The sequence below is a fragment of the Asaia spathodeae NBRC 105894 genome, assembly GCF_025994195.1.
Taxonomy (GTDB): Bacteria; Pseudomonadota; Alphaproteobacteria; order Acetobacterales; family Acetobacteraceae; genus Asaia; species Asaia siamensis.
In genome coordinates this window covers 192559-215633 of sequence record NZ_BAPY01000002.1, presented here as the reverse complement: position 1 = coordinate 215633, position 23075 = coordinate 192559, and the positions used below count along the sequence as shown (strand labels likewise).

Sequence of the window (23075 nt, the reverse complement as noted above, 5' to 3'; positions counted from 1 at the left end):
GAAGAAACGGATGTGAAACGATCGGTGCAAGAAGAAGTCTCAGGGACTGCTGACGTCTCCACAAAAACAAATTGGAGCCAAGATGGAACAAAGGCTCGGAAAACGAGACCGCCTTCAGGGCGACGCCCTTAAAATCCTCTTCCTTGATCATCTGAAGAAAACGGGAAATGTGTCTGAGGCTGCACGTGCCGCCGGGATTGATCGCAAGACGGCTTATAACTGGCGGCGCGGCGATGAAATATTCAGCGACCACTGGAAGCAGGCCCTTGAGGAAGCGACCGATCTGCTCGAAGCCGAGGCCCGTCGTCGGGCGCTCGAGGGCTATGAGGAGCCGCTGCTCTATGGGGGTCGTCTGATTTGCGATTCCGATGGCAAGCCGATGACGCGGAAGCGATACAGCGACGGGCTTTTGCGCATGTTGTTGCGGGCTCATCGTCCGGCCTGTTTTCGCGATGTGCGTGCGAATGTCGATGAATGCGAAGGGGAATTATCCCTGACCGAGGGCGATGAAGCGCTCTAGGTCGGCGTTTGCCCTGACGCCTGTGCAGGAGCAGGCCAATCGTTTGCTCGGTGGCGAGGCACGACATATTTTCCTGCGGGGTGGTTCGCGATCAGGCAAGACATTCATTCTGATCAGGGCGCTTGTGGTCAGGGCGTTGCGTGTGCCGCAATCGCGTCATGGTGTGTTTCGGCATCGTCAGGTCGCTCTGCGGGCGAGCGTCATTCAGGACACGTTTCCGAAGGTCATGCGCTGCTGCTTCGCGCATATACGCTATAAATGGGACGGCCAGAGTAATCGTGTGATTTTTCCGAACGGATCGTCGATCCTTTTTGGCGGGCTGGATGACTCCACACGTACCGAGAAAATTCTCGGACTTGAATTTGCAACCATCTATCTGAACGAGGCGAGCCAGATCAGCTATGGCGCGCGTAACATGCTGCTGACGCGGCTCGCGCAGCGTTGTGCCTTGACGGTTCGCGAATATATCGACGCAAACCCGCCGACGACCGATCACTGGCTCTATGCGCTTTTTGAGAGCGGTATCGAACCGCGATCGGGTCTGCGCCATGGAACACCGAAGCTTTATGCGTCGATGGTGATGAATCCGGATCAGAACCGCGCCAATCTGAGTGACGCCTATCTACAGCAGCTGGAAGCTCTGCCGGAGCGTGAGCGCAGGCGTTTTCTGCTTGGTGAGTATCAGACGGTGATCGAGGACGCGCTCTGGCGCGTGGATATGTTCAGGAGATGTCACGCGTGTGCGGAGCAGGACCGTAAGGCACTGATCGGGCAGATGCGGCGTATCGTGGTGGCGGTCGATCCCTCCGGGGCTTCTGGCCCTTCTGACCTGAAAGCCGACGAAATTGGCATTGTCGTGGCGGGCGTGGATCATGACGGGGTCGGGCATGTTCTTGAAGACTGTTCCCTGCGCGATACGCCGATGGCCTGGGCCCGTCGTGTCATGCAGAGCGTGGCGCTCTGGCAGGCCGACAGAGTTGTTGCCGAACGTAATTTCGGGGGGGCGCTGGTGGAAGCAACCCTGCGCAGTATCGATCCGGCAGCGTCATTGAAAATGGTTGTGGCCTCGCGTGGGAAAGCAGCGCGCGCCGAGCCGATTGCTGCGCTCTACGAGCAGGGGCGGGTGGTGCATCACGGGCGGTTTCCCGAGCTCGAATCCCAGCTTTGTCTGTTTTCCATTCGGGGGTTTGGCGGTGCGTCGTCACCCGACAGGGCTGATGCGCTGATCTGGGCGCTGAGCGAATTGATGATCGAGACGCAGCCAGCGCGAGGCCGCTGGCAGGACCAGGGATGGTTCAGCCTTTCACGGTGAAGGAATTTTCATGGATTGGATGGCGTTGCAGGGGCGATATGCCGTGCCGCCCGGCGCGTCTGCGCGCACGAGGCGGTTGCTGGCGCTACAGAAAGTGCTCGCAGGGGCGCAATATGATGCGCTGCCCTATCCTTTTGCGAGCGAGCGTAGCAATGCGGGAGAGTATATTCCGCTTTCGCAGAGACGGCCCTCCGTGCGCACCAATCTGTGCCGCACCGTTGTCGATGAGGCAGTCTCGCTTTTATTCGGCAATACTCACTGGCCGCTGGCCGTTGCGTCGCATGAGTCGACATCAAAAGCGATGAACGCTTTTGCTTTCGAGACTGGTCTGCCTGCTTTCATGATGCAGGTAGCGACATGTGGGTCTGTGGGATCGGTTGCGATATGGGTTGAAATTCTGGGGGGCAGGCCACGTTTTTCGCTGCTGGAAACCGCCTACCTGACACCTGACTGGGACCAGTATGGCGCGCTTCTGTCCGTGACCGAGCGTTATTTGGTTTCGGGGGCTGATCTGAAGGCAAGTGGATACGCCGTGGCGTCTGACGCCTTGTCGTCCCGTTTCTGGTGGCAGCGTCGCTGGACGCGCATCGGACTGGACGTTTTCGTGCCCGTTCCTGCAGGGGAAGAAGGTGGTGACGTTCTCGATGAGAAACGATCCAGCATTCATGATCTCGGTTTCGTCCCTGTGGTCTGGATCCGCAATCCGGGCGCTGTGTCAGCGACGGAGCCGGATGGGGAATGCAGTTTCGAAAAGGCCATCGATACGGTGATCGAGGCGGATTATCTGCTTTCGCAGGCGGGGCGAGGACTGAAATACGGGTCTGATCCGACGCTTGTGCTGAAGACACCTGAGGTTCTAGAGGGTGTGGCACGTCAGGGCGGTGCTGCCTCGGCTTTGACCTTGCCGCCTGAAGGCGATGCGAAGCTTCTTGAAATCAATGGTGCGGCTGCGGGAGCTGTCCTGGCCCATTATCGGGAATTGCGTCAGCTAGTGCTCGAGCAGCTCCATGGAAACAGAACCCACGGTGATCGGCTGGGCACCCCTCAATCGGGGCGTGCGATGGAGCTTATGTGTCAGCCTCTTATCTGGATGGCAGACCGCCTGCGCGGGACTTACGGCGATGGCGGTATTCTGCCGCTCTATCGGATGCTGTGTCGCTTTTCAGCAGTAATGCCTGACGGATTGATGATCGGGGGACAGGTTCTCAGGGATCTGGATCCTGCAGGTCTCTCTCTGCACTGGCCTGCCTGGTTTGCTGCTGATGAAGCCGAGCTTCTGCCTATGGCGAAGGGGCTGGGAGAGGCTGTGAATGCTGGCCTGCTGAGCCAGGAAACAGCAGCCCGGCTTTATGCCTGTGCTGCCGGCGTTGCGGATCCCGCTGCGGAATGGACCAAAATCAAGGCTGTGCGTGCAGCCTGAAGAGAACCCTCTGAGGGGAAATGGAAATGCCAGATGACATCGACGCACTTCGTCGTTCGCTTGCGGAACTTGCTGCGGAGCGGGACTGCCTTGTTCAGGCGCATCACGAAGAAATGGATCGGGTGACACAAGCTGCACGCGAAACCGTGCTTGCCAATGCCCTGCGCGCTGAGGCGATGCGCCTTGGAGCCCATGACCCCGATGCTGTGATGCTGCTGATGGATCGCTCCGGGATCGGATGGTCGGAACAGGGGCAAATAACGGGCGTGGAAGACGCCATGGCGCAGGCGCGTCAGGCACGCGGCTTTCTGTTTCGGGATCCGCATGGGACGGCCGCTGCTCCAGGCTGGGAAGGCGCCGTGCCGAAACCGGCTTCTGTGCAGGTGCAGGATGCGCGTGGTCTGGCTGCTGCGGAATATGCCGCACGCAAACGTCAGTTTCTCGCAGGCATTATCTGAAAATTACGGGTCAGGGGTGGAACAATGGGTATTGAGAATTTTCCTGAACAGTTGCGTGCAGCCATTCAGCAGGGCTTTCTGGCGCGCGAATTTGAAACGGGGCTGAATGCGCGGCTCGGGTTTCGTGCCGTTGCCGATCGCGAGATTTTTCCCAATGCGATCGGTGAAACGCTGACAAAGACGCGCAAGAGCCTCAAGGCGCCGGTTGTCGAGCCGCTTCTGCCTTCAGGGAATACGAATTTCGATAATGGTCTGTCGCCCAGCGGATGGTCCGTCGAGCAATATACGCTCAGCATCAACCAGTATGGCGATACCATCGACCTCAATATGGTGACGACCGGGGTGGGCATTGCTTCGCAGTTTCTGGCGAATGCGCAAACCAATGGCCTTCAGGCCATGCAGTCTCTGGATCGCCTGGCGCGCAATGCCTTGTTTGCCGGTGTGCCAGGCGGTGTTGGGGGGTATCTGGGCGGTAATACCCGTGTGACAGCGACGGCTACTGCGAAGACAACGACGATTGCAGTCGATGACATTCGCGGTTTCCAGTTCGTGATCGTCTCCGGGCTGGTGAGGCCAGTCAATGCCAGTCCCGGTATGACGGTGACGGTTGGCAGTGGTGTCTATACGCTTGTTGCCGCGACGGCTGATCAGGGCAATGTCTCGACGGCGCCGGGCGGCATTTCGGGGCAATTGCAGTTCTCGACAGGTGTTTCTGTTGCAGATGCGACGACGGGCAATGCAGTTGTGGCCGCGACCGCGCCTCTCGTCTTGCGACCTAACGGTAAACGAAGCACAGCCGATCTGCGCCATGCGGATGGCGATACGCTTGGTATTCAGCATGTTTTGGCGGGTGTGGCGTCATTGCGCCGCAACAACGTGCCGATGATCAATGGGGCGTATAATTGCTATCTTGATGATCTCCAGCTTCTTTCGCTGTTTCGCGATGCAGATTTCAAATATCTTTATCGCGGTGCCTATGGCTCGGAAGAGTATCGTTCGGGCCAGATTATCGAATTGCTCGGTGTCCGGTTCGTGCCGACGACGGAGGCACCCCAGCAGGCTTCTCTTGGAGGTGGGCCGATCCATCGTGCGTTGCTTCTGGGACAGGGGGCGCTGGTGGAGGGAGACTGTGCCTGTATCGGTCATACCGACATTCCCGATGCCGAGCGGGCCCTGATCGAGATGGTGGACGGTGTGGCCATGGTCACGCGTGAGCCGCTCGACCGTCTGAAGCAGATCATTGCGCAGTCGTGGTACTGGATCGGCGGGTTTGCCCTGCCGACTGATGTGACCGCCGATGTGTCGATCATTCCGACTGCGACCAATGCCTATCTCAAGCGTGGCGTTGTGATCGAGAGTCTCGGGACGGATGCTGCCGGTTTCGGTCTGTGAACGAGGCCGATTCCGCTTTTTGTGGGGCGGTTCCAGGCGTGGAAATGACAGGCGGGGCGCTGACCGAAGACGAAAAGACCGAAATCAGACGGTTCTGCGGTTATGCGGCGCTTGGTGACGTGGCAAGCGGCGAGAGTTCGTGGCGGTTTTTTCAGAATGCGGGAACACTCGAATGGCGTCTGAACACGCTTGCCGGGTCTGAGAGAAAAAGGCTGCGTTATTTTCTCGCGACCCTGATCCAGATGGAGCGTGCCGTGCAGTCTGTCTCGGAAAATCTGGATACTCAGGCTGTTTCCGTCTGGACGCGCAATACGCGCGAGCTGACCGAGCGCGTGCGTCTTTTCGACTGGTGGCGCCGTCGTGTGTGCGGGTTTCTCGGGGTCATACCCGGGCCGGACCTGCGGGATCACGCTTCTGTCGTCGTGTAAATAAAGAGCGGGAGGGAAGCCGATGCGGGCCATGCAGCAGCATGTGGATGCAGGCTTTGCCAGAGCGGCGCGTCGCCTTGGGACGATTGGACGACATTATCGCGTGGTCGATCCGTTAAAGCCACTATCAACACTCATGGGCACGCCTTTTCTGTGCTTTGATGCCGATGCTGGTTTTCAGATGCGCAAGCCTCGCATGTGGGCGCGGCCGATGATCTATGCGTTGAGCGATGCCCCGTCGTTGTGCATCGGCGATATTCTGCAGCAGGAAGAGCGTTTCTATTTCGTTGCCGAAATCGACGCATTTCGTCCGCCGCTTTGCGTCGCCTGCAACAAGTGCATCTCGATTTTCGGGATGCGCGGTATGACGCCGCTTCATGTTGGGCAATGTCCTGCGAGCGTCGTGCTGACCGGAAAAGGAGAGGATAGCCACAGTGGCATGCCGGGCGCGTTGCGCTCAGGAAGTTACATGCTGTCTCTGCCGATTCTGCCTGGGTTTTATCTGGTACCCTATATGCAGATTATTGACGAACTGGGCCTGCGTTATACGGTTGATTCGGTCGAATTGTCGCGGAATGGAACGCGCGCCATTCTGTCGTTGCAGCAGGTCTGATCATGACAGATCTTTCCTCCGTCACGCGTGGTTTGGCCCTTTGCTGTGCCAGCCGGTTTGCCGATATCGCGGCGGCTTCGTCATTCTGGAGCGCACAGAAAGTCTTTTTTCGGGCTGGGCCGCTGATGCCTTCCGATCTGTTCACCTCTCCCTCGCTGCGTGAAGCGGTGAGCTATGTGACGATCACGCCCCTGTCCGGCGGGTATGAAGGCCTGTCTACTCCACTGGGGCAGGAGTGGGTGGAGACATTGCGCATTCCTCCTGTCCTTTCAGTCGAGATCAGGGGCAGGACAGCGCAGTGCCGGCTGACCTCTCGCAGGGCGGCACCCGGCATTATCGCCTTGATATGGACGCCGCCGGGTGGTGAGCCGCGTGTGGCGCGCCATGTCGTAGATGCTCAGGAGACAGAGGGGCAGGTGGCACAAAGCCTGGCGTCGCAGTTCGAAGGGGCTGTGGCTGATGAGAACAGGCTGAGTGTTTCCGCAGGGAGTCTGAGAGCTGTCACTGGCGGCTATGGTCGGTCGAGCTGTCTCATCAGGCGTCAGAGCCAGATTTTCAGACTTTCTCTGTGGACCAGCGCCTGCGAGATGCGACCGGTGCTGGGCGATCTGCTGGTTTCGCGCCTTTTGCCGCAGGACTGGCTTGCGCTGACCGATGGACGGCAGGCGCAGATTTTCTTCGAGGGTGAAGACGATCAGGACGCGATGCAGACCCAGTCTTTGTTTCGTCGGGATGTTCGGGTGCGCGTTATTTTTGACAGATATGACTCTGTCTGGTCGCCACAGATGGTGGCTGGTGGAGGCTGGTTTCATGCGAATGGTCTCCCTTTTTCTTTTGATACCGCCCCCGACCAACTGCGCGCCGAGATACCAGAAGAGGCGCTCGATGCCTTGGCTGCGGCGCAGGAAATGCCAGCCGCTTATCGGAACTGGGACACGGATTGCGATGGGACCGTCCGGCCAATGCCCTGATCAGTTTAGGTCACTTCCAGAAAAGAAGGATCATTCATGCCACAACTCATACAGAGCGGCGCCCTGAATACAGCGGCTCTGCCTGTGCCTGATCTGTATATCCAGATCGCCCAGCCTGAAACCCTGTTGATATCCGGAGTTTCTTCCGGGTTGCTTGGAATTGTCGGTACGGCCTCATGGGGGCCGGTTGATGTACCAACGCTTGTCGGCAGTGTCGGTCAGTGCCGGGAGTTTTTTGCCGGAAAACGCGGCTGGGCGTCCAATCTCAACGTTGCTGTCGATGTTGCCGTGCATCAGGGGGCGAGCCAGTTCTGCCTTGTGCGGGTAACCGACGGGGCTGACAAGGCAGCGCAGGCCAGTCTGGGGGCGGCCCAGATCAGGGCACGTTATACTGGTAGCGCGGGCAATGCAGTCGCCGTGAATGTGACGCGCCAGAGCTACCGTGACGGGCAGTTCGTTCTGAGTGTCTCTCATGAAGAACTGGGAGCGACGGCCTATACCGGAACGGACTGGACAGCGCTTGCTCAGGCTCTGGCAGCAGACACCCAGGCGCTTGTTCTGGTCGATGTTGTCGGTGACGCCGCGATTACGGAAACCGGATCTGTGCAGCTCGCCGGGGGCGCCGATGGAGGAGAGCCTGCGCCGGGGCGTTTTGTCGGTGTCGCGGAGGCGAGAACCGGGCTTTATGCCCTGACCAGCCAGGGATGCGGTGTGGCAACTCTCGCAGGTGTGGGGGATACGGCGACGATGGTGCCGATGCTCGCTTTCGGGCGTGACGAGGGCATCTACATGATCGCAGCCGGGCCGAAAGGCGAAACACTGGCTCAGGCCATACAAAGCAAGACGGCTTATGGTCTGTGGTCGCATGCATTGAAATACATGCATGGCGACTGGCTGTGGTGGAATGACGATACGCTCGGTTTGCAGCTGGTCAGTCCTGCGCTTTTTGCAGCCGGAAAACTGGCTGCGCTTTCACCCGAACAGTCAGGGCTGAACAAGCCTCTAGCGGGTATTGTCGGGAGTCAGAAGAACGGCCTCGAAGCGACGCGTTTCGGCTATTCGCTGGCCGAGCTTGGTGCCTTGATCGAGAATGGCATCGATGTGATCTGCAATCCTTCGCCGGGGGGGCAGTACTGGGCGATCCGTGCCGGGCATAATACCTCGCAAAGCGCGGCGGTGCAGAGCGACGCGTATACCCGTCTGACCAATTACCTTGCGCGGTCGCTCGAAGGCACGATGGGTCAATATGTCGGCAGCGTGATCAATGACAGTCTGTTTGGCAATATCCGTGCGTCGATACTGGGCTTTCTCTCCAGCCTGTTGTCTCAGGGTATTCTCGGTGTGACTGGTGGTCGCCTGCCTTATGCCGTGCTGTGTGACAGCAGCAATAATCCCGGCGACCGTGTTGCAACGGGGTATGTGCAGGCCGATGTGCAGGTACAGTACCAAGGGATCAACGAGAAATTCATCATCAATCTGCAGGGGGGCGCCTCTGTGAGCGTCAGCACTGCCAGCGGGAGTGTCTGATCCATGGTGAATCCTTACAGTATCGGTCGGGACTGCCGGATAACGCTGCTCTGGAACGGATCGCGTATCGATCTGCGCGACGTGACCGGATTTCAGTCCGAGCAGCACACGATTATCCAGCGTGCGACGCCACTCAACGGATTGCCGGTCGAGTTCAACACGCCCAGCGGGTGGCGCGGCGTTTTTACCATCGCACGTGCCAATGCCAATCTCGACAGTCTGGTCGCCGCAATTGAAGCGGCATTCTGGAATGCCGGCAGTATCGGGAGCGGTACGCTGTATCAGTATATCCGTGAGCCCGATGGGACGACAACGACCTGGGAATATAGCGGGGTGTCTCTCTCGTTGAAGACCGATCGCTGGCAGGCAGAAGGCATGATTCATCAGCATGTCCAGTTTTATGCGTCGTTGCGGAGCAAGATTTCATGACGAAGTTGCCGGAAGAACTCGAGATTGCTCCCGGGCGTACGCTTACGCTGCGGGAGCTCGACCCCGGGGATATGCTTGATCTCATAGAGGCTGGGGGAACGGCAACCGCAGGCGCTGCCGCATCGACCTGGCTTTCCTACGCGCAGATGGTCTGTTCGGTCAGGGCGGTGAATGGCGTACCGGTGCAGATGCCGGTCACGAAAGACGAGATTCGTGATCTGGCCCGTCGTATCGGCAATGACGGTATCATGCTGCTCCAGCCCTTTTTCTTCGATGCCGACTCTCAGCAGGATGCCGTTCTGGACACGGCAAAAAACTGACCGGGCACCCTGTTTTCAGGGAGATCCTCTATCTCCTGAGAAGCGGGGTGCCCTGGTCTGTCGTTACCGCATGGTCGCGTGCGCGACGTATGGCGGCCTGCGTTGTTCTGGCCGAGCAGGACGGTTTTTCATTCGACTGGCGGCAATGCCGCTATCGGCAGGAATAGGCTCGGACGAGAAGAATAATGGCTGAAAAACCGATACCCTTTTTGCCAACGCGCATGCTCTGGCCGCGTCTTGTGCGCTCAGGGCTGTTGCGTTTGCCTTCGGGATCTTTCGTGCCTCCTGCACGTGTCAGGAAAATTTCTGGCGCTCGTGCGGTGGCCTCGCTCGTGCGAAGCGAGACTTTAGGGAGATCTGTTCTTTATCGCGCCGGGTCTGTTGTCTTGTCTGCGCGTCGTTCTTTGCAAGTCCTCTCCAGCCAGCGGATTGTCCCTGCTGCGACGCAGCGGCCAGGCGGAGCGTCGCTGCGGACATCCATTTTTTTTGCGGGGGGAGCAGGGGTTGGAAGCAACAGGCTCCATTCACCAGTTCCGGTGGTACCGATTTCTCGTAATGAGAGGCTGCGCGGAGCGGCTTCGGGATCGGAGGGGACGCGGCGTTCTGCTCCCGGTTTAACATGGCAGGTTTTGCAGACCGCTATGAGTGGGCGGCAGGGCTTGTTATCGTTGAAAGCGCTTCCGTTGGTCTCTTTGAGTAAAGCGTCGGCGCTACCTCTTTGGTCTCATCAGCCGATTTCAGATGGGAGGTCAGGTGGGGCTGTTTTTCCCAGTCGGGGGAGGCCGGTCCCGCTATCGCCAATAGCAGATTACCGGCTCTTTTCCGCAGGATCGGTGTCGATCGCGGTACAAAAGCGGAAAGGCAATCAGCCTCAGGTTGATGGTGAGGCAGCTGGTCCGTCCGGGATTATAGGGCGTTTTCAGCGCACTCAAGGGTTCTGGAATCAGGCGGGACGGCATATCGAGGTTTCGGTCGTTCCTGATTTCGCTGGAGCTTTGCGGCGAAACCATGCGCTCACCAGGCAGCCGGAAGCAGTGCAGAGCGAAAGCGACTTGCTTGATCGGAACAGGCATCCTGATGGCGTCATGGAAATGCCTCGCGGGCAAGAGCGGGTATCTGCTCTGGGTGACGAGGGGTTTCGTATGAATATGCTTCGTACGCGCAGCGCCGTGGTCGATGAGATCGCCATGCCACAATACCCGAATATGAGTTTCGGCTTCATGTAAGAGAAAAAAAAATGGGCATATCGCTTCTTCAGGTCGAGAATGCGCTGGGTGCCATACGCCAGCTCGACCGGGCGGCCCCTGTGACCCTGGGAAATCTGGTTCTGAGTGGCCCTGAAGTGCCCGATGAACTGGTTATTGGCGGTCGTCAGGTCCTGATTATCCATCGTCTTCTCGGGGGCGGGCGTGTGATCGATTCAGTCGGAAACGATCCGGCGCGGTTGGTTTTGACGGGGCGTTTTATAGGCCCGATGGCCACGAGCAGGGCGCGCCGTCTGGAGACGATGCGCGAGGCAGCACAGGTTCTGGCATTTTCGGTTGCTGATCTGTCTGCCCGCGTCTGGATTGCCGAGTTTTCCTGGTCGTATCGGGCGCGAGGGACAATCTGCCCCTATCGTCTGGTGCTGGAGCGGGAAGTCAGCCCGCCTGTGTTGGTGCCCATTTCATCGGAGACCGCCAGTATGGATATGGTCTCGGGTTTGGGTGTTTTTTCGACAATGCTCGGTCAGATGACCGATTCAGGATGGATCGGCACGACCATGATTTCATCTGTTGTGGGTCAGATCATGCCGATAGCCCAGATTCTGGGTGCCGGGGGCGCAGTGGCGCACGCGCAAGATGCGCTGGGAAAGGCCAGTTCGCTCTGGCAAAGCGCTACCAATGTAAGCCGGATACCCACGGCTGTCGCCGCAGTAGGATCGGATCTTTCTGTGGCAGGAAATAGCCTGTTGCAGGTCAGAAATGAATCTGGCCTGGTTCTGGACACTGCACAGATCTCGAATGCGGTCGATCTGGTGACACTTGCGCAAAATGCCGGTGCCGCGACTTTGAGTGTCGATGCCGGAAGTTATGTCAGTCGCGCGCAGACCCTGATTGGGTCGTGACGGCTTCTACCGGAGAATATCTTTTTCGGAAAAGACGGTGCCGCACTGAAGTATTTCGAGGAGAAAAGAGAATGAAGATACAGGTGACGTCAGATGATGTTTCGCTCTTTCATCTCGCTTTGCGCTATTTCAGCGACGCCATGCAGTGGTGGCGTATTGCTGAAAAAAACGGGCTTTCCGATCCCGATCTCACCTGTTTCGACGCACCGGTGCAGATCATTCTGCCTGATGAGAGCGTTTCTTATGGGAGCGAAGGTTTGCCGCCCTCATGACAGAGCTGATGCGTAATTGGAAAGCCCGGCTTCTGATTGATGGCGCGAGGCAGCAGGATCTGCATGTAGGGGGCTTTCGTCTGGAATGTACCCGCTACGAACGCTGCGACACGGCGCTCATCAGAGTGGTCACCAAGAACAAAACCGTGTTGCGCGATCTTGTGGAAAATCGCTCAGGCTTTGATCGGCCGGATGTGATGCTGCAGGTGGCGCGGGGCGACGAGGAATGGACGACGGTTTTTCACGGTGTGCTCGATGCGCTGTACAAGGAAAATGGCAACGCGCTCTTTGTTCTGGAGTGTCGGGATTATATGGCCTTTCTGCTCGATACACGCCTTGCCGCTTCCTGGAGCAATCAGACTGCGCTCGAACTGGTGCAGGAAGCGGTGCAGCGCGCCGGCCTGACTTTCAGGACGGATATCGTGTCCGGGACTACCGATGCTGCCGCGTATTGTGGGCAGTTCTGGCAGCTGGAGCACAGGCGGCTCTCCGCCGTCACGCAGAATCGGTATCAGACCGCTTTTGATATCGCGTACTCCCTGTCGCGCGATCACGGATATGAGTGCCACGCATCGGGTAAAACGATCCATATCCACGCGCCCTATGCTGTTGGTGAGGGCGGTACACGACTTTTTTCTCCCGGTGGTGTCAGCGTGCAGTCTTTCAGGCACGATCTAGGTCTCGCACGGAATGTCGTTGTCGGTGTGCAATCGTGGGATTCACGCCAGAGGGCGCGAAGCGAGGTTTATTTCGACGGGCAGAATTTCTCGAATGAGATGCCGGGCGCCAATGCTGCGCTTTATACGTTCAGGGCGCCAGGGCTGCGCATGGACGATATAAGGCGCCTGGCAAAGGGAAAATATCGACGGATTGTCTCGCACGCATACGAAGTCCGTCTCTCTCTGCCTGCCGTGACGGGTCTGGCGCCGCGCCATTTCATGACTGTCGATGAAGGGATTTCAGACGGGGTCAGGACATTATCCGTCGACTCTGTCACGCATTTCATGGATCCCGCTCATGGCTATCGGCAGGACGTGACACTGCGGGATCGTGTTTTTTGAAGGAGTATGCCCATGGATGGTTCCTTCTGGGCTGCGGCCCATCAGACACGCGCTGCCCACGCCATACATGGCATTGTCTCGGCAGTTGATCCTGCCAATCATGCCGTCAAGGTGCGTCTGCAGCCCGATGATATCGAGACAGGGTGGCTGCCGGATGCGGCAGTCACACAAGTGGGAGATTTGCGGCTTTCCTGCCCAACCGCACCGGGCGCTCATGTCTTGCTGATGCCGGTGGAAGGCGACGGCGAGAACTACGTGATTATTTCCGTTATGTTCGATGTCGTTGCTGGACCCGCCCTGTCGCCCCAGACAGGCAAGGTGGCACAACCCGGCGAATTGCTGATCAGGGCAGGGTGCGGTGCGCCCTCCAGAGAATCTGCCCGCAAGAGTGAGTCAGGCGGGTGGCTGCATCTTGGGCGGGATGGCGTGTTTTTTGGCGCTGGCTCGATGCAATGTGCCCTTAGCGGATCGGCGATCGTGCTGAAGGCGGGATCTGTCAGAATGACCCTTGATTCCGAAGGGATTAGCGTTTCCGGCGCGGGTATCGAGGTGAAAGGGGGCGGTATTTCCGTCTCCGGAGGGGATGTGCGCACGGACACGAACAGTCTTGGCGACCATGTGCACCCCTATGCCAATGGGATGACCGGAAAGGCATTAGGATGACGGATCTGTACCATTATTTCGGCGAGGATCTGCAACTCGACGATGATGGCGCCCTGCGGGCTGCGGATGGATCATCGGCCACGCAGCAAAACATCCTGCGGCGTCTCTGCACCAACCCGCAAGCCTATCTCTGGCACGCAGAATATGGCGCCGGTCTGCCTTCACGCGTAGGTACGCCGATCCGGGAGGTGGAAACGCAGGGGCTGATTGTCAGTCAACTCGCTCTGGAAGCGTCAATCGATCACGATCAGCCGGTGACTGTGACACTGACGCCTCTGGCTGTGAGTACGTATCGCTGCGCAATCACCTATACCGAACAAGGCGAAGAGGCTGGGCAGGTTTTCACATTCAATCAGAGCGGCACGATCTGAGCCTGGCTCGGCTCCTGCCGACGAGGCATCGGAAAGCTCATGTCGTTTTCTTTGCGTTCCTTTTCGGCACTCGTCCAGAGTGCTGTCGTTACGGCGCAGGCGCAATGTGCCCAAAAGCTCACGCTTGATATCGGCACCCCAGGGCGCGCCCTGATAGAAAGCGTCGCTGCGCTTGGTCTGTGGCTGCAATATATGCTGCTTCAGATCCTCTGTCGCACAAGACTGGCCACATCGGTGGGCACAGATTGCGACAGTTTCGTCGGCGATTTTGGTATGACCCGACTGCCCGGCGTCAAGGCGCAGGGTTCGGTTACCATGACCTGCTTTTCCTATGGTGATATCTCTGCCGTGGTGCGACCCGGTGTGACCGTGCGAACGGCTTCGGCCATTACCTATCAGGTCGTGATTGATACGACCCACGAGCACTGGTCGAAGGAAACGGCAGGGTATGTGCGTCCGACCGGGGTGGCCTCGCTGACTTTGCCCGTCGAGGCATTGGTCGAAGGTGTTCAGGGCAATGTCGCCATAGGCGCGATCTCCCTGATGGGCACTTCGGTTGCAGGCATTGATATCGTGACTAATCTCAAGGCTTTTGCGAATGGTTCGGATCAGGAAACCGATGCGCAGCTCCGAAAGCGCTTTCCGCTCTGGCTGGCGGCCAAGGCCAGCGCGTCTCGCGCGGCAGTTGAGAGCGCGGTGGCCGAGACCCAGAATAATCTGAGCTATGCCGTGTTCGATGGACAGCAATCCGACGGAGCGACCCGATCCGGCTATTTCACGGTTGTGATCGACGATGGCAGTGATGATGTGCCTGAGCAAGTGCTGCAAAAAGTCTATGCCAGCGTGGAGGCGACGAAGGCCCTGGGGGTCGGGTTTGCCGTGCAGCGCCCGATAATCCTGACAGTAAACGTTGCGATGACGGTGCGGATCGCTTCCGGTGCCGAGGCAGAAGCGGCCCGTACGGCGCTTGTCAGAGCCCTTGGTGCCGACATCGCTGCCGCACAGATTGGGGCGAGCTATCCATTCAGTCGTCTTGCCTATGTCGCTTATGTCGGTGCCGGTATGTCGGTGCTTTCGGTGACGGATATTCTGCTCAACGGCAGTCAGAACGATATCCCGGCACAAACCAGCCAGTCGCTTTTTCCAGGCACGATCTCCGTTCAGATCGTTCAGGAGGGGTAATGCCGAAATTCAACACTTACTTTCGTATTCCCGCTGTCGCGGGACCGGAAGTTCTCGTCATCGCAACGCCGGATGGTGTCGAGACCCTCAATGCGACGGCGAGCCAGATTGCCGGGGCCCCTGCCGATTCTCCGTCCAGTGGCGAATTCTTTGCAGAAGAAGGGGCGAAAATCAGCCGGTATGGCGATCGTTTTTTTATCGGTGCAGCGTCTGATTATCCTGCGCTCAATACGCGCGATGTTGAGCATCAAGACTGGCTGTCGTCTCTTATGGCGACTACGTCGATCGGTCCGTGGGCCCTTGAAAATGCCCAGGCTGCTTCGCTTTCGCGTTTTGGCAACAGCGCCTTCGTGGCGGGGTCGCGTACATCGGATGCGATGAAATGGCGTGACAAGCTGGGCCATGTGCCGAGCACGATCGGGATTGCTTCCTGGGGCATCGCTGACGACACGACCAATCCGACCCAAGCCACAGCCTATGCCTATTACGGCGAAGCCTGGCGTATGCCTGGGGTCAACTATCAGCCTAGCTTCGTCATGGAGCTTGAGGCGGTGAATCTGGGCGGGCCTGCTTATGGCATGTCGACGCCCTATCATCCGAATTGCGGTGGCGGTACCTATGCGATCCAGATCGGCGCCGGGGGCGGTCAGACTGAGGGGACAGCAGATTGCGAGGCAGGAATCGTTTTTGTCAGCAATCCCGATTCATGGAAAACAGGCATCCTGTTCGGCAATACCGCGCTGGCTGGGACGAATGGCGATGATGGTGGCTATGCGACGGCGATATCGATGGCGCGTGGTCAGGGTATAGAGTGGCGGACGCCTGAAACACGCGAGCATGTTCAGGGCCTTGATGCGGGGGCCATGCTTTTTTCGACCGTTTCGCAGACTGCCAAGGGGCAGCGTATCCAGTTTGCCGATGATGGGCTTCTGGTCACGAACATGACCGGTAATCTGCTGTTCTCCGTTTCGCCCAATAATGCTCCAACCAACACGCTGAATATCCAGGCAGGAAGCGGTCTCGCTGCGGCGGGACTTTATGTGCAGAAGGGTGAAAATGGCTCTCCCAATCTGGGCCTCTACCCCGCAGAGGGAGGGGAAATCCAGATGTCGTCGCCTGTAGCGAGTTTGGGGGGCGCCGTGCCGCAACAGGCGGGGGGTGGTTTTCTGCATCTCAACGTGAACGGCAAGGATTATCGCGTGCCGCTTTTCACGGCTGAACAGGTGGGTGGCTGATGGCCATTCTGAGAGATCGCGATATAGCGAGCCTGCAGGCGACGGATCGCAAGACGCTTTACGACACCGGCATCGCGCCGGGTAGCGCGCGTGATTTCGCCAGACGCCTGCGGCTCATTCTGCCCGCGGGCTGGTTTCCGGCCTATCGCGGGGACGAGGTCGAGGATGCCCCGATCTTGCAGTCATTGCTGACCGGGTTTGGTGCCGTACTGGCATCGATCTGGAGCCTGACGGGTTTTGTACGCAGGCAGACGCGTATGGGCACTACCGATGACGCATTTCTGGAAATGGCTGCGGCTGATTTCTTCGGCCCCTCAGGCATGGTCCGTCTCAATCTCGAGAAAGACACCCATTTTCGCAGGCGGATGGTGGGTTCTCTCGTGGCACCTCTCAATACCCGTGCGGCTGTATCGGAGGCGGTACGTCGACTGTCCGGCGCTGCGCCACGGATCATCGAGCCGGGTAACGTGCATGACTGCGGTGCCTGGTGTCAGGTTGGCGGCTATGGCGCGTCACGCACCCGCTATGGTGCCCGCGAGGGGGGGCAGTTTTTTCTGGAGGTCTACCCAAAGCTGCCAGTCGAACAACGTGCCCTGCACGCGGCGATCAAGGCCACGAAGGCATCGGGTGTAATCGCATGGATAAGGATGCAAGCGTGATGGATCGTCCGATCATTTATGCGGGGGCCGTCCCCTTCGACACGGATCTGCTGCGCCTTGGCCGTTATGCCAAAGAGGGGCTTGGGCGGTTTGCAGAGATGCTTGTGGGTAGTCAGACGATCATGGCCTCGGGTCTCATCTGCCAGATGTCTGACAGTGATCTTTCGGTCACGATCGGACGCGGGGCAATCATGGCGCCGGATGCGCTTGATGCAACGCATATCGGAGGAATTTCGGCGGGGCTTGATGCTGATTTTTCCATAACCCAGGTCCTGTTTTACAGCGATGCGCCTCAGACCCTGACTATTCCCCTGACGGGCGTTGACATTACCGTCTACGCGGTCTGTCGCGTGCAGGATGACACGCTGGATGTGCTGCCATTTTACAATGCGGGAAAACCGGACCAGACGATGGCGGGGCCGGATAACCGCGGGAAAGCGCTGCCCATTCGTCGCACGGGCCGTATCAGTTTTGCTGCAGGGGTGAGTGCGCCTTCTGCTGCAGGGGCCATTATCGTGCCGCTTTATGTCATGAGCATTCCTGCCGGGATTGGCACATTGAGCTCTATTGTCCCGCGTCAAAGCGGGGTGTTTCTTCCCGCTCTTCCCGAGTTGGCGACGATGAGTTTTGCCCAGCAGATCAGCCAGCCTCAGGCGCTTTGTGTCGCCAGCCAGATCCTGACGATACCGGAATGGGCGCGTCAGGTTGAATTGCGGGTTATCGGCGGTGGCGGCGGTGGTGCATCGAGTAACGCCCTGACGCCAGAGGTCGGGTCTTTTTCAGGCGGAGGCGGTGGAGCAGGCGGTGATTGCTGGGGGATCTATTCCGTTGATCCGGCCAGAAATGCGTCGCTTTCGGTCACGGTCGGGCAAGGTGGTGCGGCTGGTCAACGGGGAGGACCAAGCTTTGTGACCTATGACGGCACACCGTTTCTTACCTCGGATGGGGGTGGTTCGGCGTATTTCGCAGCCGCGCAGATGGCGCTGGGGGGCGATGGCGGCGGCACCGGGGGAGGAACCCTCTGGAACCAGACAGGCGGTGGCGGAAGCGACGGTCAGAACGGTACTGTCGTGTTTGCCGGTAATGGCGCCAATGGCCCATGGGGTGGTGGTGGCAAGGCCGGGTATCTTCTGGGCGCCAATGCCACGCGTTATGGCGCAGGTGGGGGCGGCGCCTATTCTACCCGTGTTGCCGGCCAGGCGGCAGCTGGCGGGCGTGGCTATCAGGGGCTGGTGATCTATCGCTTCCTCCATTGAAGGTGGAGGAAGCGTCGAATTCAGTTGAAGGGTTTCGGGGGCGGGGTGTTGATCCATTCCGCATTACGATCGCGGAAACTGCGCACATCGGCTGCGGTAACGCTGCTTCCTGAATTGCCCCAGCTCTGTCGAATGAACGTTACAACATCGGCGACTTCCTGATCGTTGAGCACATGACCGAAACCGGGCATGGTCAGGGCCGATGGGGCCTTCTCTGTCGGCGCCACCGTTGCACCTCGCAGAACGATCAAGATCAGCGACCCAGGATCCTTGTCCATGAGCGTCGGGTTGCCAGCCAGAGGCGGGAAAGCCGGGGCGTAGCCACGCCCATCCGTCCGATGGCAGGCAGCGCATCGGTCGACATAGGTTTTGGCGCCTGCTGTTGGAAGCTTCCCCTTTTGCAGGGCTTCCGCCACGGTGTGATTGATTTCCCAAGGCTTCTCGCCCTTGCGGCCTGGCAGTGAGGTTTTGAGATAGCGGGCGATGGCATGGAGATCGGCTGTGCTGAGATGCTGTGTGCCATGTGCGATGGCGTCGCTCATGCCGCCAAAGGCAGAGCCCTTTTCGCTTCGTCCGGTGGCAAGGAAGGCAACGATGTCGTCCTCGCTCCAGCGGCCGAGGCCGGTGCGGTCATCCTGCCTCAGATTGACAGGCGTCCAGCCATCGACGGCCGCACCGCCTGAGAGGAACACATCGCCTTCATCGCTCGAAAGGGCTTTTTCCTGCATCGTCAGAGCGCGTGGCGTATGGCAGGCGCCGCAATGGCCCGGCCCTTCGACCAGATAGGCACCACGGGCAATTTCGGCATCTGGAAAGCGCCGATTGGCGTTGCTCAAGGCGGCTTTCGGTGTCGGGGCGAAAGCCCAGCGCCAGAGGGTCATGGGCCATCGCATCGAGAGTGGCCAGTGAATGGCATTGGCAGGTGCCGATTGGGCAATCGGCGCTACACCCTCATGAAAATAGACCCAGAGTGCATGAATGTCGGCATCAGTCATGCGCGCATAGGAGGGGAAGGGCATGGCCGGATAGAGGGGCTTGCCGTTTCTGCCTATGCCGCGACGAAGGGCATTGGAGAAATCTGTTTCGGTATAGCTGCCAATACCATGCTGTTTGTCGGGCGTGATATTGGGCGCATAAAGCGTGCCGATGGGCAGGCCGAACGGGTTGCCGCCGCCATAAGGCGCTGCGGCATCATGCGTATGACAGGCCGAGCAATCGGCGGCTGCTGCCAGATAGCGACCTTTGTCGATCAGTGCCTGTTGCGGATTTTCCTGCGCCTCGGCCTGTACCGAACCAGCAAGACCGAAAACGGCAAGCAGCGCCAGGCCGGTTTTTCGCGCGAGCATCACAACGCCACCAGCGGGCCGGGCTGGGCCAGATAGGTGGTACGGATATGATGTGCTGCCCAATAGGCAAGAGCGGCGACGGTGCCGGTAGGATTATAGCCCATGCCCTGGGGAAAGGCGTTTGAGCCGATGACGAAGACGTTTGAGACATCCCAGCTCTGAAGATAGCGGTTGAGGGCGCTGTCGGTCGGGCTCGTACCCATGACGGCACCGCCGCCAAGATGGGTTGTCTGATAACGACGGGTGTCGAAGGCCTCGCCGTGTTCAAGCCTGCCGAGTTCGTAGCGTCTGGCGCCGAGTGCCTTCATGATCGGTTCGATCTTGCCGACGACATACTGGTTCATGCGGATGTCGTTTTCCTTCCAGGTGAAGGTCATGCGCAGCAGGGGCTGACCGTAGCTGTCACGCCAGGTCGGATCGAGATCGAGATAGACATCGCGATAGGCCATGTTGCTGCCATGCGCATCCATGGCCATGGAATGACGATAGGTATCGACTAGACCAGCCTTGTAGCCTGCGCCCCAGCGCGGTGCTGATTTGCCGCCGCCATTCATCGCCGCAGCGATAGGTTTGACGCCTGCCTGGTTGACCCAGACTGGCGAGCCACCGATGAAGCCCAGCGGACCATGATCGAAATTATCGCTGTTGAAATCATCAAGAGCGACACCCGCCCCACCGGCACCGACAAACTGGTTGGTAAACTGCTTTTCCGGGAGCCAGGCCCGTGAGGTCGTGATCGTCTGATAGACAAAATTACGCCCGACGACACCGGTATTGCTGATCGGGTCATAGGGCTTGCCGATGCCCGAAAGCAGCATCAGATGCACATTGTGGAACTGGAAGGCCGCCAGAATGACCAGATCGGCCTCGATGGTCTTCTCGCGATTTTCACGCTGGTCGAGATAGGTGACGCCTGTTGCCTTGCGTCGGTCGCTGTCGAGATTGACCTTCAGGACATGGGCATCAGTGATCAGGGTGAAGTCAGCATCGTTACGCAGCGCCGGGAGAATATTGATGTTCGGCGAGGCCTTTGAATACATGTAACAGTCATAGCCGCTGCAATAACCGCAGAAATTACACGGCCCCATCTGCAAGCCATAAGTATTGGTATATTGCATCGAGGCATTGGCTGCTGGCAGGGCGTAGGGATGATATCCGACATCAGATGCCGCCTTGCGGAACAGGCTCGCTGTATAGACGTCCTGCATGGCAGGCAGAGGGAACTTGTCACTGCGCGAAGGCGCAAACACATTGCCATTCCCAACAATCTGACCGTTGACCTTGTAGGCCTCTCCCGATGTGCCGAACACCTTTTCAGCCTTGTCGAAAAAAGGCTCAAGCTCCTCATAGGTGACGCCGTAATCCTGCAAATTCATCCCTTCGGGAATGAATTTGGCGCCGTAGCGGTCGATGACATGGCTGCGCAGACGCAGATCATCGGGGGCTGCGCGAAAATGTACGCCCGACCAGTGCAAGCCGGCGCCGCCTACCCCTTCACCCGGCAGAAAAGCTGCGAGCTGACGATAGGGGAGTGCCGTCTGGTTGACGGTGTTGCGGATGGTGACAGTCGTCTTGGCAGGGTTCTGGAATAGCCTGTGCCTGATGGCGCCGCGTAGTTCGTCGATCGAGCCGGGATAGGTGCCTTCAGTCGCAGTCGAGCGTTCCGGGCCGCGTTCAAGCATGACGACGCTACGCCCTGCCTCGCGCATTTCCTTCGCGAGAATGGCGCCTGCCCAGCCTGCGCCAATAATGACTACGTCAGTCCGTTTTGTTGTCATGCGTTTGGAACTCGAATAAGTGACGCTCAGGCCTTCTGGCCGCTGATCGATACAGGGCCAAACGGATAGGCTGCGCCTTCCTGATTGACCCAATCCATGAAATCGGCTCTCGCCCCGGGGAAAGCGAGCAGGATCCAGCCTTCCATGTTGCGGTTGCCCCCATGGATCGGATCGGAAAAAACACCCTCGAGTGTATTGCGGCGCAATTGCTCGAAAAAGAGTCGCGCATTGAGTTCAGGAAAATGAACAGCACCTCCCTCGAAGGCTGTCAGGATCTCGACCTGCTCTTCCGGGTGCAGATCGGCGAAATCCCTGCCGCGTTCGGTGCGGGCGTAATGATTGGCCGCGCCAATGCCCTTGCGATAGAGATCGCGCGGCGCAAAAGGGAGCTGGTAGCCAAGATTGGCAGGCCCGTCCTGAAAGGGGCCAGCCATGTACCAGAGCTCGCCCCGGCCATAAGGCGTATCCATCTGTCGGTCGATGAATCCGGGAACGTTCAGAGCTGTTGCGCCCGGGCCAAAATCGTCATGCGGGAAGATGCAATCGCAGGCGGCCTCAAGAAAACGCATCTCGGCAGGCGTGAAAAAAGCCGGCTTGCCGTCGATCTGTGCTGCGGCCCGCGCCCGGGCGGGAAAATCATGTCCGGCGAGAAGGAGGAAAGCGGTAGTGCCTGCCGCATTTTTGACGAAGCGGCGGCGTGAAGACGAAGGCGCGCTCAACCTGTTCTCCTGACGGAACAACGATGGGGGATGCCCATCATCTGGGCAACGCCCCCTTCTTCGCGATTGCGTGAGGAAATGCAAGCAGGTTTCTGACTTGCCCGTCCGGCTTCAGTGCGACGGGCAAGGTCGGTGGTGAATTCCCGTTACGAATGACCGGACGGAAGGGAGAGAACGCCCGGTTTGGGCGATTTCACAGCCGGAGCGGCCGGTGCGTCATCATCGCCAAGCGGAAAGATGGCGTCAGGGCCTTGCGGTTTGGCTGCAGGAGCAGAAGCTGCGGGTGCTGCGCTCAGGGCGGTGCCGCTGTTTGCTGCCGGGGCGGGGGCAGATTGAGCTGTTGCTACAGGGGCATTGGCGGTCGAGATCGAGGGCGCGGCAAGGGGGGCACCCGGGCCGATATTCTGTTGCTGAATTGCGCCTTGCAGGGGGGCGCCACTGGCATCGACAAGCCAGTCATGAAGCGATTTCTTGATCTGGAACTCGAGCTCGACATTCATGTCCTGCATCATCTGAGACGTCAGGTCATAAAGGACAGCAGGAGATTCCGGGTCTTTGTCGCCCGGATTGAGATTGCGGGTGATATGAGCCAGCGCGTAGCCGGCGCGACCGCCCGAGGGTGCGGAAAGATCAACATGAGCCTCGAGTTCGCCCAGAAGCGTACCGCCCGGTGCATGGAGGATACTTGCCTTGGTGATGGTGAAGGTACCGCTGCCCTCTGTTCCGCTGGCGATCAGGCGATCACGAGCCATCTGTTCGAGCGCCTGCTGGGGCGTCGTCGGCGCCTTGCCGGAAATATCGCCGGGTGTTGAGCCAGGAGGCGCTGTATCGACAATTTCGATATGGGCAACGTTGAGGTGCATCTTGCTGAGATAGTTATAGTCGAGCGGCGCAAAGCTCTGCGGTTCGCTGTCGCCGCATGCTGTCAGCAGGGGGGAAATGCTGCCAAGAGCGAGGAAGAGCGAACCGAAACGGAGAAAGTTCTTAACTCTGGATGGACTTTGCGACATGAGCGGCTCCTGGCTATGCGTCTCGA

Annotated in this window: 25 protein-coding genes; 21 read left to right on the top strand and 4 right to left on the bottom strand. The window is 58.8% G+C overall.

The genetic code is table 11. The features are described 5' to 3' along the window. Positions 1-169 precede the first annotated feature (169 nt). The 21 genes from AA105894_RS02595 (at position 170) to AA105894_RS02495 (ending at position 18196) form a co-directional block, all read left to right on the top strand. Positions 170-520 (top strand): hypothetical protein, encoded by a 351-nt coding sequence (locus AA105894_RS02595; protein WP_267310361.1) that lies wholly within the window; start codon positions 170-172, stop codon positions 518-520. Beyond that, positions 507-1832, top strand: coding sequence for a phage terminase large subunit (locus tag AA105894_RS02590; protein ID WP_267310360.1), 1326 nt, complete (start codon positions 507-509; stop codon positions 1830-1832). The genes AA105894_RS02595 and AA105894_RS02590 overlap by 14 nt, the downstream gene beginning before the upstream one ends. A gap of 10 nt (positions 1833-1842) precedes the next feature. Next, a complete protein-coding gene (locus AA105894_RS02585) occupies positions 1843-3252 on the top strand; it encodes a portal protein (RefSeq protein ID WP_267310359.1) in 1410 nt (469 codons plus the stop codon). A gap of 26 nt (positions 3253-3278) precedes the next feature. Beyond that, the gene (locus AA105894_RS02580) at positions 3279-3710 is read left to right on the top strand and encodes a phage scaffolding protein (protein ID WP_267310358.1); all 432 of its coding nucleotides are present in this window, start codon (positions 3279-3281) and stop codon (positions 3708-3710) included. Between the two features lie 24 nt (positions 3711-3734). Next, a complete protein-coding gene (locus tag AA105894_RS02575) occupies positions 3735-5102 on the top strand; it encodes a DUF4043 domain-containing protein (RefSeq protein WP_267310357.1) in 1368 nt (455 codons plus the stop codon). Positions 5103-5146: 44 nt separating this feature from the next. After that, entirely contained in the window at positions 5147-5530 is a 384-nt protein-coding gene (locus AA105894_RS02570; RefSeq protein ID WP_267310356.1) for a hypothetical protein, read from the top strand. A gap of 22 nt (positions 5531-5552) precedes the next feature. Next, positions 5553-6143 carry a hypothetical protein gene (locus tag AA105894_RS02565; protein ID WP_267310355.1) on the top strand — a complete coding sequence of 197 codons (591 nt, stop codon included), beginning with the start codon at positions 5553-5555 and terminating at the stop codon, positions 6141-6143. Positions 6144-6145: 2 nt separating this feature from the next. After that, complete coding sequence (locus tag AA105894_RS02560) at positions 6146-7114, top strand: hypothetical protein (RefSeq protein ID WP_267310354.1); 969 nt, start codon at positions 6146-6148, stop codon at positions 7112-7114. A gap of 36 nt (positions 7115-7150) precedes the next feature. Next, a complete protein-coding gene (locus AA105894_RS02555; RefSeq protein WP_267310353.1) occupies positions 7151-8641 on the top strand; it encodes a phage tail sheath protein in 1491 nt (496 codons plus the stop codon). 3 nt (positions 8642-8644) lie between these two features. After that, the gene (locus AA105894_RS02550) at positions 8645-9070 is read left to right on the top strand and encodes a hypothetical protein (protein ID WP_025841572.1); all 426 of its coding nucleotides are present in this window, start codon (positions 8645-8647) and stop codon (positions 9068-9070) included. Further along, positions 9067-9390: a hypothetical protein gene (locus AA105894_RS02545; protein ID WP_267310352.1), complete on the top strand. Its 324-nt coding sequence runs from the start codon at positions 9067-9069 to the stop codon at positions 9388-9390. Before AA105894_RS02550 ends, AA105894_RS02545 begins: the two co-directional genes overlap by 4 nt. A gap of 1091 nt (positions 9391-10481) precedes the next feature. Next, positions 10482-10616, top strand: a complete 135-nt coding sequence (locus AA105894_RS02540; protein WP_267310351.1) for a hypothetical protein — start codon at positions 10482-10484, stop codon at positions 10614-10616. 11 nt (positions 10617-10627) lie between these two features. After that, a complete protein-coding gene (locus AA105894_RS02535) occupies positions 10628-11497 on the top strand; it encodes a hypothetical protein (RefSeq protein ID WP_267310350.1) in 870 nt (289 codons plus the stop codon). A 71-nt stretch (positions 11498-11568) separates the two neighbouring features. Further along, on the top strand, positions 11569-11769 hold the full coding sequence (locus AA105894_RS02530; protein WP_188426669.1) for a hypothetical protein: 201 nt from the start codon (positions 11569-11571) through the stop codon (positions 11767-11769). Further along, a complete protein-coding gene (locus AA105894_RS02525; RefSeq protein ID WP_267310349.1) occupies positions 11766-12830 on the top strand; it encodes a hypothetical protein in 1065 nt (354 codons plus the stop codon). Before AA105894_RS02530 ends, AA105894_RS02525 begins: the two co-directional genes overlap by 4 nt. Positions 12831-12842: 12 nt before the next feature. Next, the gene (locus AA105894_RS02520; protein ID WP_267310348.1) at positions 12843-13493 is read left to right on the top strand and encodes a baseplate assembly protein; all 651 of its coding nucleotides are present in this window, start codon (positions 12843-12845) and stop codon (positions 13491-13493) included. Continuing rightward, positions 13490-13864, top strand: a complete 375-nt coding sequence (locus tag AA105894_RS02515) for a phage tail protein (protein ID WP_267310347.1) — start codon at positions 13490-13492, stop codon at positions 13862-13864. Before AA105894_RS02520 ends, AA105894_RS02515 begins: the two co-directional genes overlap by 4 nt. 39 nt (positions 13865-13903) lie before the next feature. Continuing rightward, the gene (locus AA105894_RS02510; protein WP_267310346.1) at positions 13904-15046 is read left to right on the top strand and encodes a baseplate J/gp47 family protein; all 1143 of its coding nucleotides are present in this window, start codon (positions 13904-13906) and stop codon (positions 15044-15046) included. Next, positions 15046-16281, top strand: a complete 1236-nt coding sequence (locus AA105894_RS02505; RefSeq protein ID WP_267310345.1) for a hypothetical protein — start codon at positions 15046-15048, stop codon at positions 16279-16281. Before AA105894_RS02510 ends, AA105894_RS02505 begins: the two co-directional genes overlap by 1 nt. After that, positions 16281-16940 carry a hypothetical protein gene (locus AA105894_RS02500; protein ID WP_267310344.1) on the top strand — a complete coding sequence of 220 codons (660 nt, stop codon included), beginning with the start codon at positions 16281-16283 and terminating at the stop codon, positions 16938-16940. The genes AA105894_RS02505 and AA105894_RS02500 overlap by 1 nt, the downstream gene beginning before the upstream one ends. After that, positions 16919-18196, top strand: a complete 1278-nt coding sequence (locus tag AA105894_RS02495) for a glycine-rich domain-containing protein (protein WP_267310343.1) — start codon at positions 16919-16921, stop codon at positions 18194-18196. The genes AA105894_RS02500 and AA105894_RS02495 overlap by 22 nt, the downstream gene beginning before the upstream one ends. Positions 18197-18216: 20 nt before the next feature. On the opposite strand, the gene AA105894_RS02490 is transcribed toward AA105894_RS02495, so the two are convergent. The 4 genes from AA105894_RS02490 to AA105894_RS02475 form a co-directional block, all read right to left on the bottom strand. Continuing rightward, on the bottom strand, positions 18217-19542 hold the full coding sequence (locus AA105894_RS02490; protein WP_267310342.1) for a c-type cytochrome: 1326 nt from the start codon (positions 19540-19542) through the stop codon (positions 18217-18219). Further along, the gene (locus AA105894_RS02485) at positions 19542-21320 is read right to left on the bottom strand and encodes a GMC family oxidoreductase (RefSeq protein WP_267310341.1); all 1779 of its coding nucleotides are present in this window, start codon (positions 21318-21320) and stop codon (positions 19542-19544) included. The genes AA105894_RS02490 and AA105894_RS02485 overlap by 1 nt, the downstream gene beginning before the upstream one ends. A 26-nt stretch (positions 21321-21346) precedes the next feature. Then, positions 21347-22039 (bottom strand): gluconate 2-dehydrogenase subunit 3 family protein, encoded by a 693-nt coding sequence (locus tag AA105894_RS02480; protein WP_267310340.1) that lies wholly within the window; start codon positions 22037-22039, stop codon positions 21347-21349. A 146-nt stretch (positions 22040-22185) separates the two neighbouring features. Further along, positions 22186-23049: a hypothetical protein gene (locus tag AA105894_RS02475; RefSeq protein WP_267310339.1), complete on the bottom strand. Its 864-nt coding sequence runs from the start codon at positions 23047-23049 to the stop codon at positions 22186-22188. Between the last annotated feature and the right edge of the window lie 26 nt (positions 23050-23075).

Coding starts and splice junctions, on each gene's coding strand:
- AA105894_RS02560 (WP_267310354.1), top strand. CDS start 6,146: ATGACAGATCTTTCCTCCGTCACGCGTGGTTTGGCCCTTTGCTGTGCC.
- AA105894_RS02530 (WP_188426669.1), top strand. CDS start 11,569: ATGAAGATACAGGTGACGTCAGATGATGTTTCGCTCTTTCATCTCGCT.
- AA105894_RS02540 (WP_267310351.1), top strand. CDS start 10,482: ATGCCTCGCGGGCAAGAGCGGGTATCTGCTCTGGGTGACGAGGGGTTT.
- AA105894_RS02580 (WP_267310358.1), top strand. CDS start 3,279: ATGCCAGATGACATCGACGCACTTCGTCGTTCGCTTGCGGAACTTGCT.
- AA105894_RS02535 (WP_267310350.1), top strand. CDS start 10,628: ATGGGCATATCGCTTCTTCAGGTCGAGAATGCGCTGGGTGCCATACGC.
- AA105894_RS02485 (WP_267310341.1), bottom strand. CDS start 21,320: ATGACAACAAAACGGACTGACGTAGTCATTATTGGCGCAGGCTGGGCA.
- AA105894_RS02575 (WP_267310357.1), top strand. CDS start 3,735: ATGGGTATTGAGAATTTTCCTGAACAGTTGCGTGCAGCCATTCAGCAG.
- AA105894_RS02525 (WP_267310349.1), top strand. CDS start 11,766: ATGACAGAGCTGATGCGTAATTGGAAAGCCCGGCTTCTGATTGATGGC.
- AA105894_RS02545 (WP_267310352.1), top strand. CDS start 9,067: ATGACGAAGTTGCCGGAAGAACTCGAGATTGCTCCCGGGCGTACGCTT.
- AA105894_RS02565 (WP_267310355.1), top strand. CDS start 5,553: ATGCGGGCCATGCAGCAGCATGTGGATGCAGGCTTTGCCAGAGCGGCG.
- AA105894_RS02550 (WP_025841572.1), top strand. CDS start 8,645: ATGGTGAATCCTTACAGTATCGGTCGGGACTGCCGGATAACGCTGCTC.
- AA105894_RS02495 (WP_267310343.1), top strand. CDS start 16,919: ATGGATAAGGATGCAAGCGTGATGGATCGTCCGATCATTTATGCGGGG.
- AA105894_RS02590 (WP_267310360.1), top strand. CDS start 507: ATGAAGCGCTCTAGGTCGGCGTTTGCCCTGACGCCTGTGCAGGAGCAG.
- AA105894_RS02520 (WP_267310348.1), top strand. CDS start 12,843: ATGGATGGTTCCTTCTGGGCTGCGGCCCATCAGACACGCGCTGCCCAC.
- AA105894_RS02585 (WP_267310359.1), top strand. CDS start 1,843: ATGGATTGGATGGCGTTGCAGGGGCGATATGCCGTGCCGCCCGGCGCG.
- AA105894_RS02505 (WP_267310345.1), top strand. CDS start 15,046: ATGCCGAAATTCAACACTTACTTTCGTATTCCCGCTGTCGCGGGACCG.
- AA105894_RS02515 (WP_267310347.1), top strand. CDS start 13,490: ATGACGGATCTGTACCATTATTTCGGCGAGGATCTGCAACTCGACGAT.
- AA105894_RS02490 (WP_267310342.1), bottom strand. CDS start 19,542: ATGCTCGCGCGAAAAACCGGCCTGGCGCTGCTTGCCGTTTTCGGTCTT.
- AA105894_RS02510 (WP_267310346.1), top strand. CDS start 13,904: ATGTCGTTTTCTTTGCGTTCCTTTTCGGCACTCGTCCAGAGTGCTGTC.
- AA105894_RS02570 (WP_267310356.1), top strand. CDS start 5,147: ATGACAGGCGGGGCGCTGACCGAAGACGAAAAGACCGAAATCAGACGG.
- AA105894_RS02475 (WP_267310339.1), bottom strand. CDS start 23,049: ATGTCGCAAAGTCCATCCAGAGTTAAGAACTTTCTCCGTTTCGGTTCG.
- AA105894_RS02500 (WP_267310344.1), top strand. CDS start 16,281: ATGGCCATTCTGAGAGATCGCGATATAGCGAGCCTGCAGGCGACGGAT.
- AA105894_RS02555 (WP_267310353.1), top strand. CDS start 7,151: ATGCCACAACTCATACAGAGCGGCGCCCTGAATACAGCGGCTCTGCCT.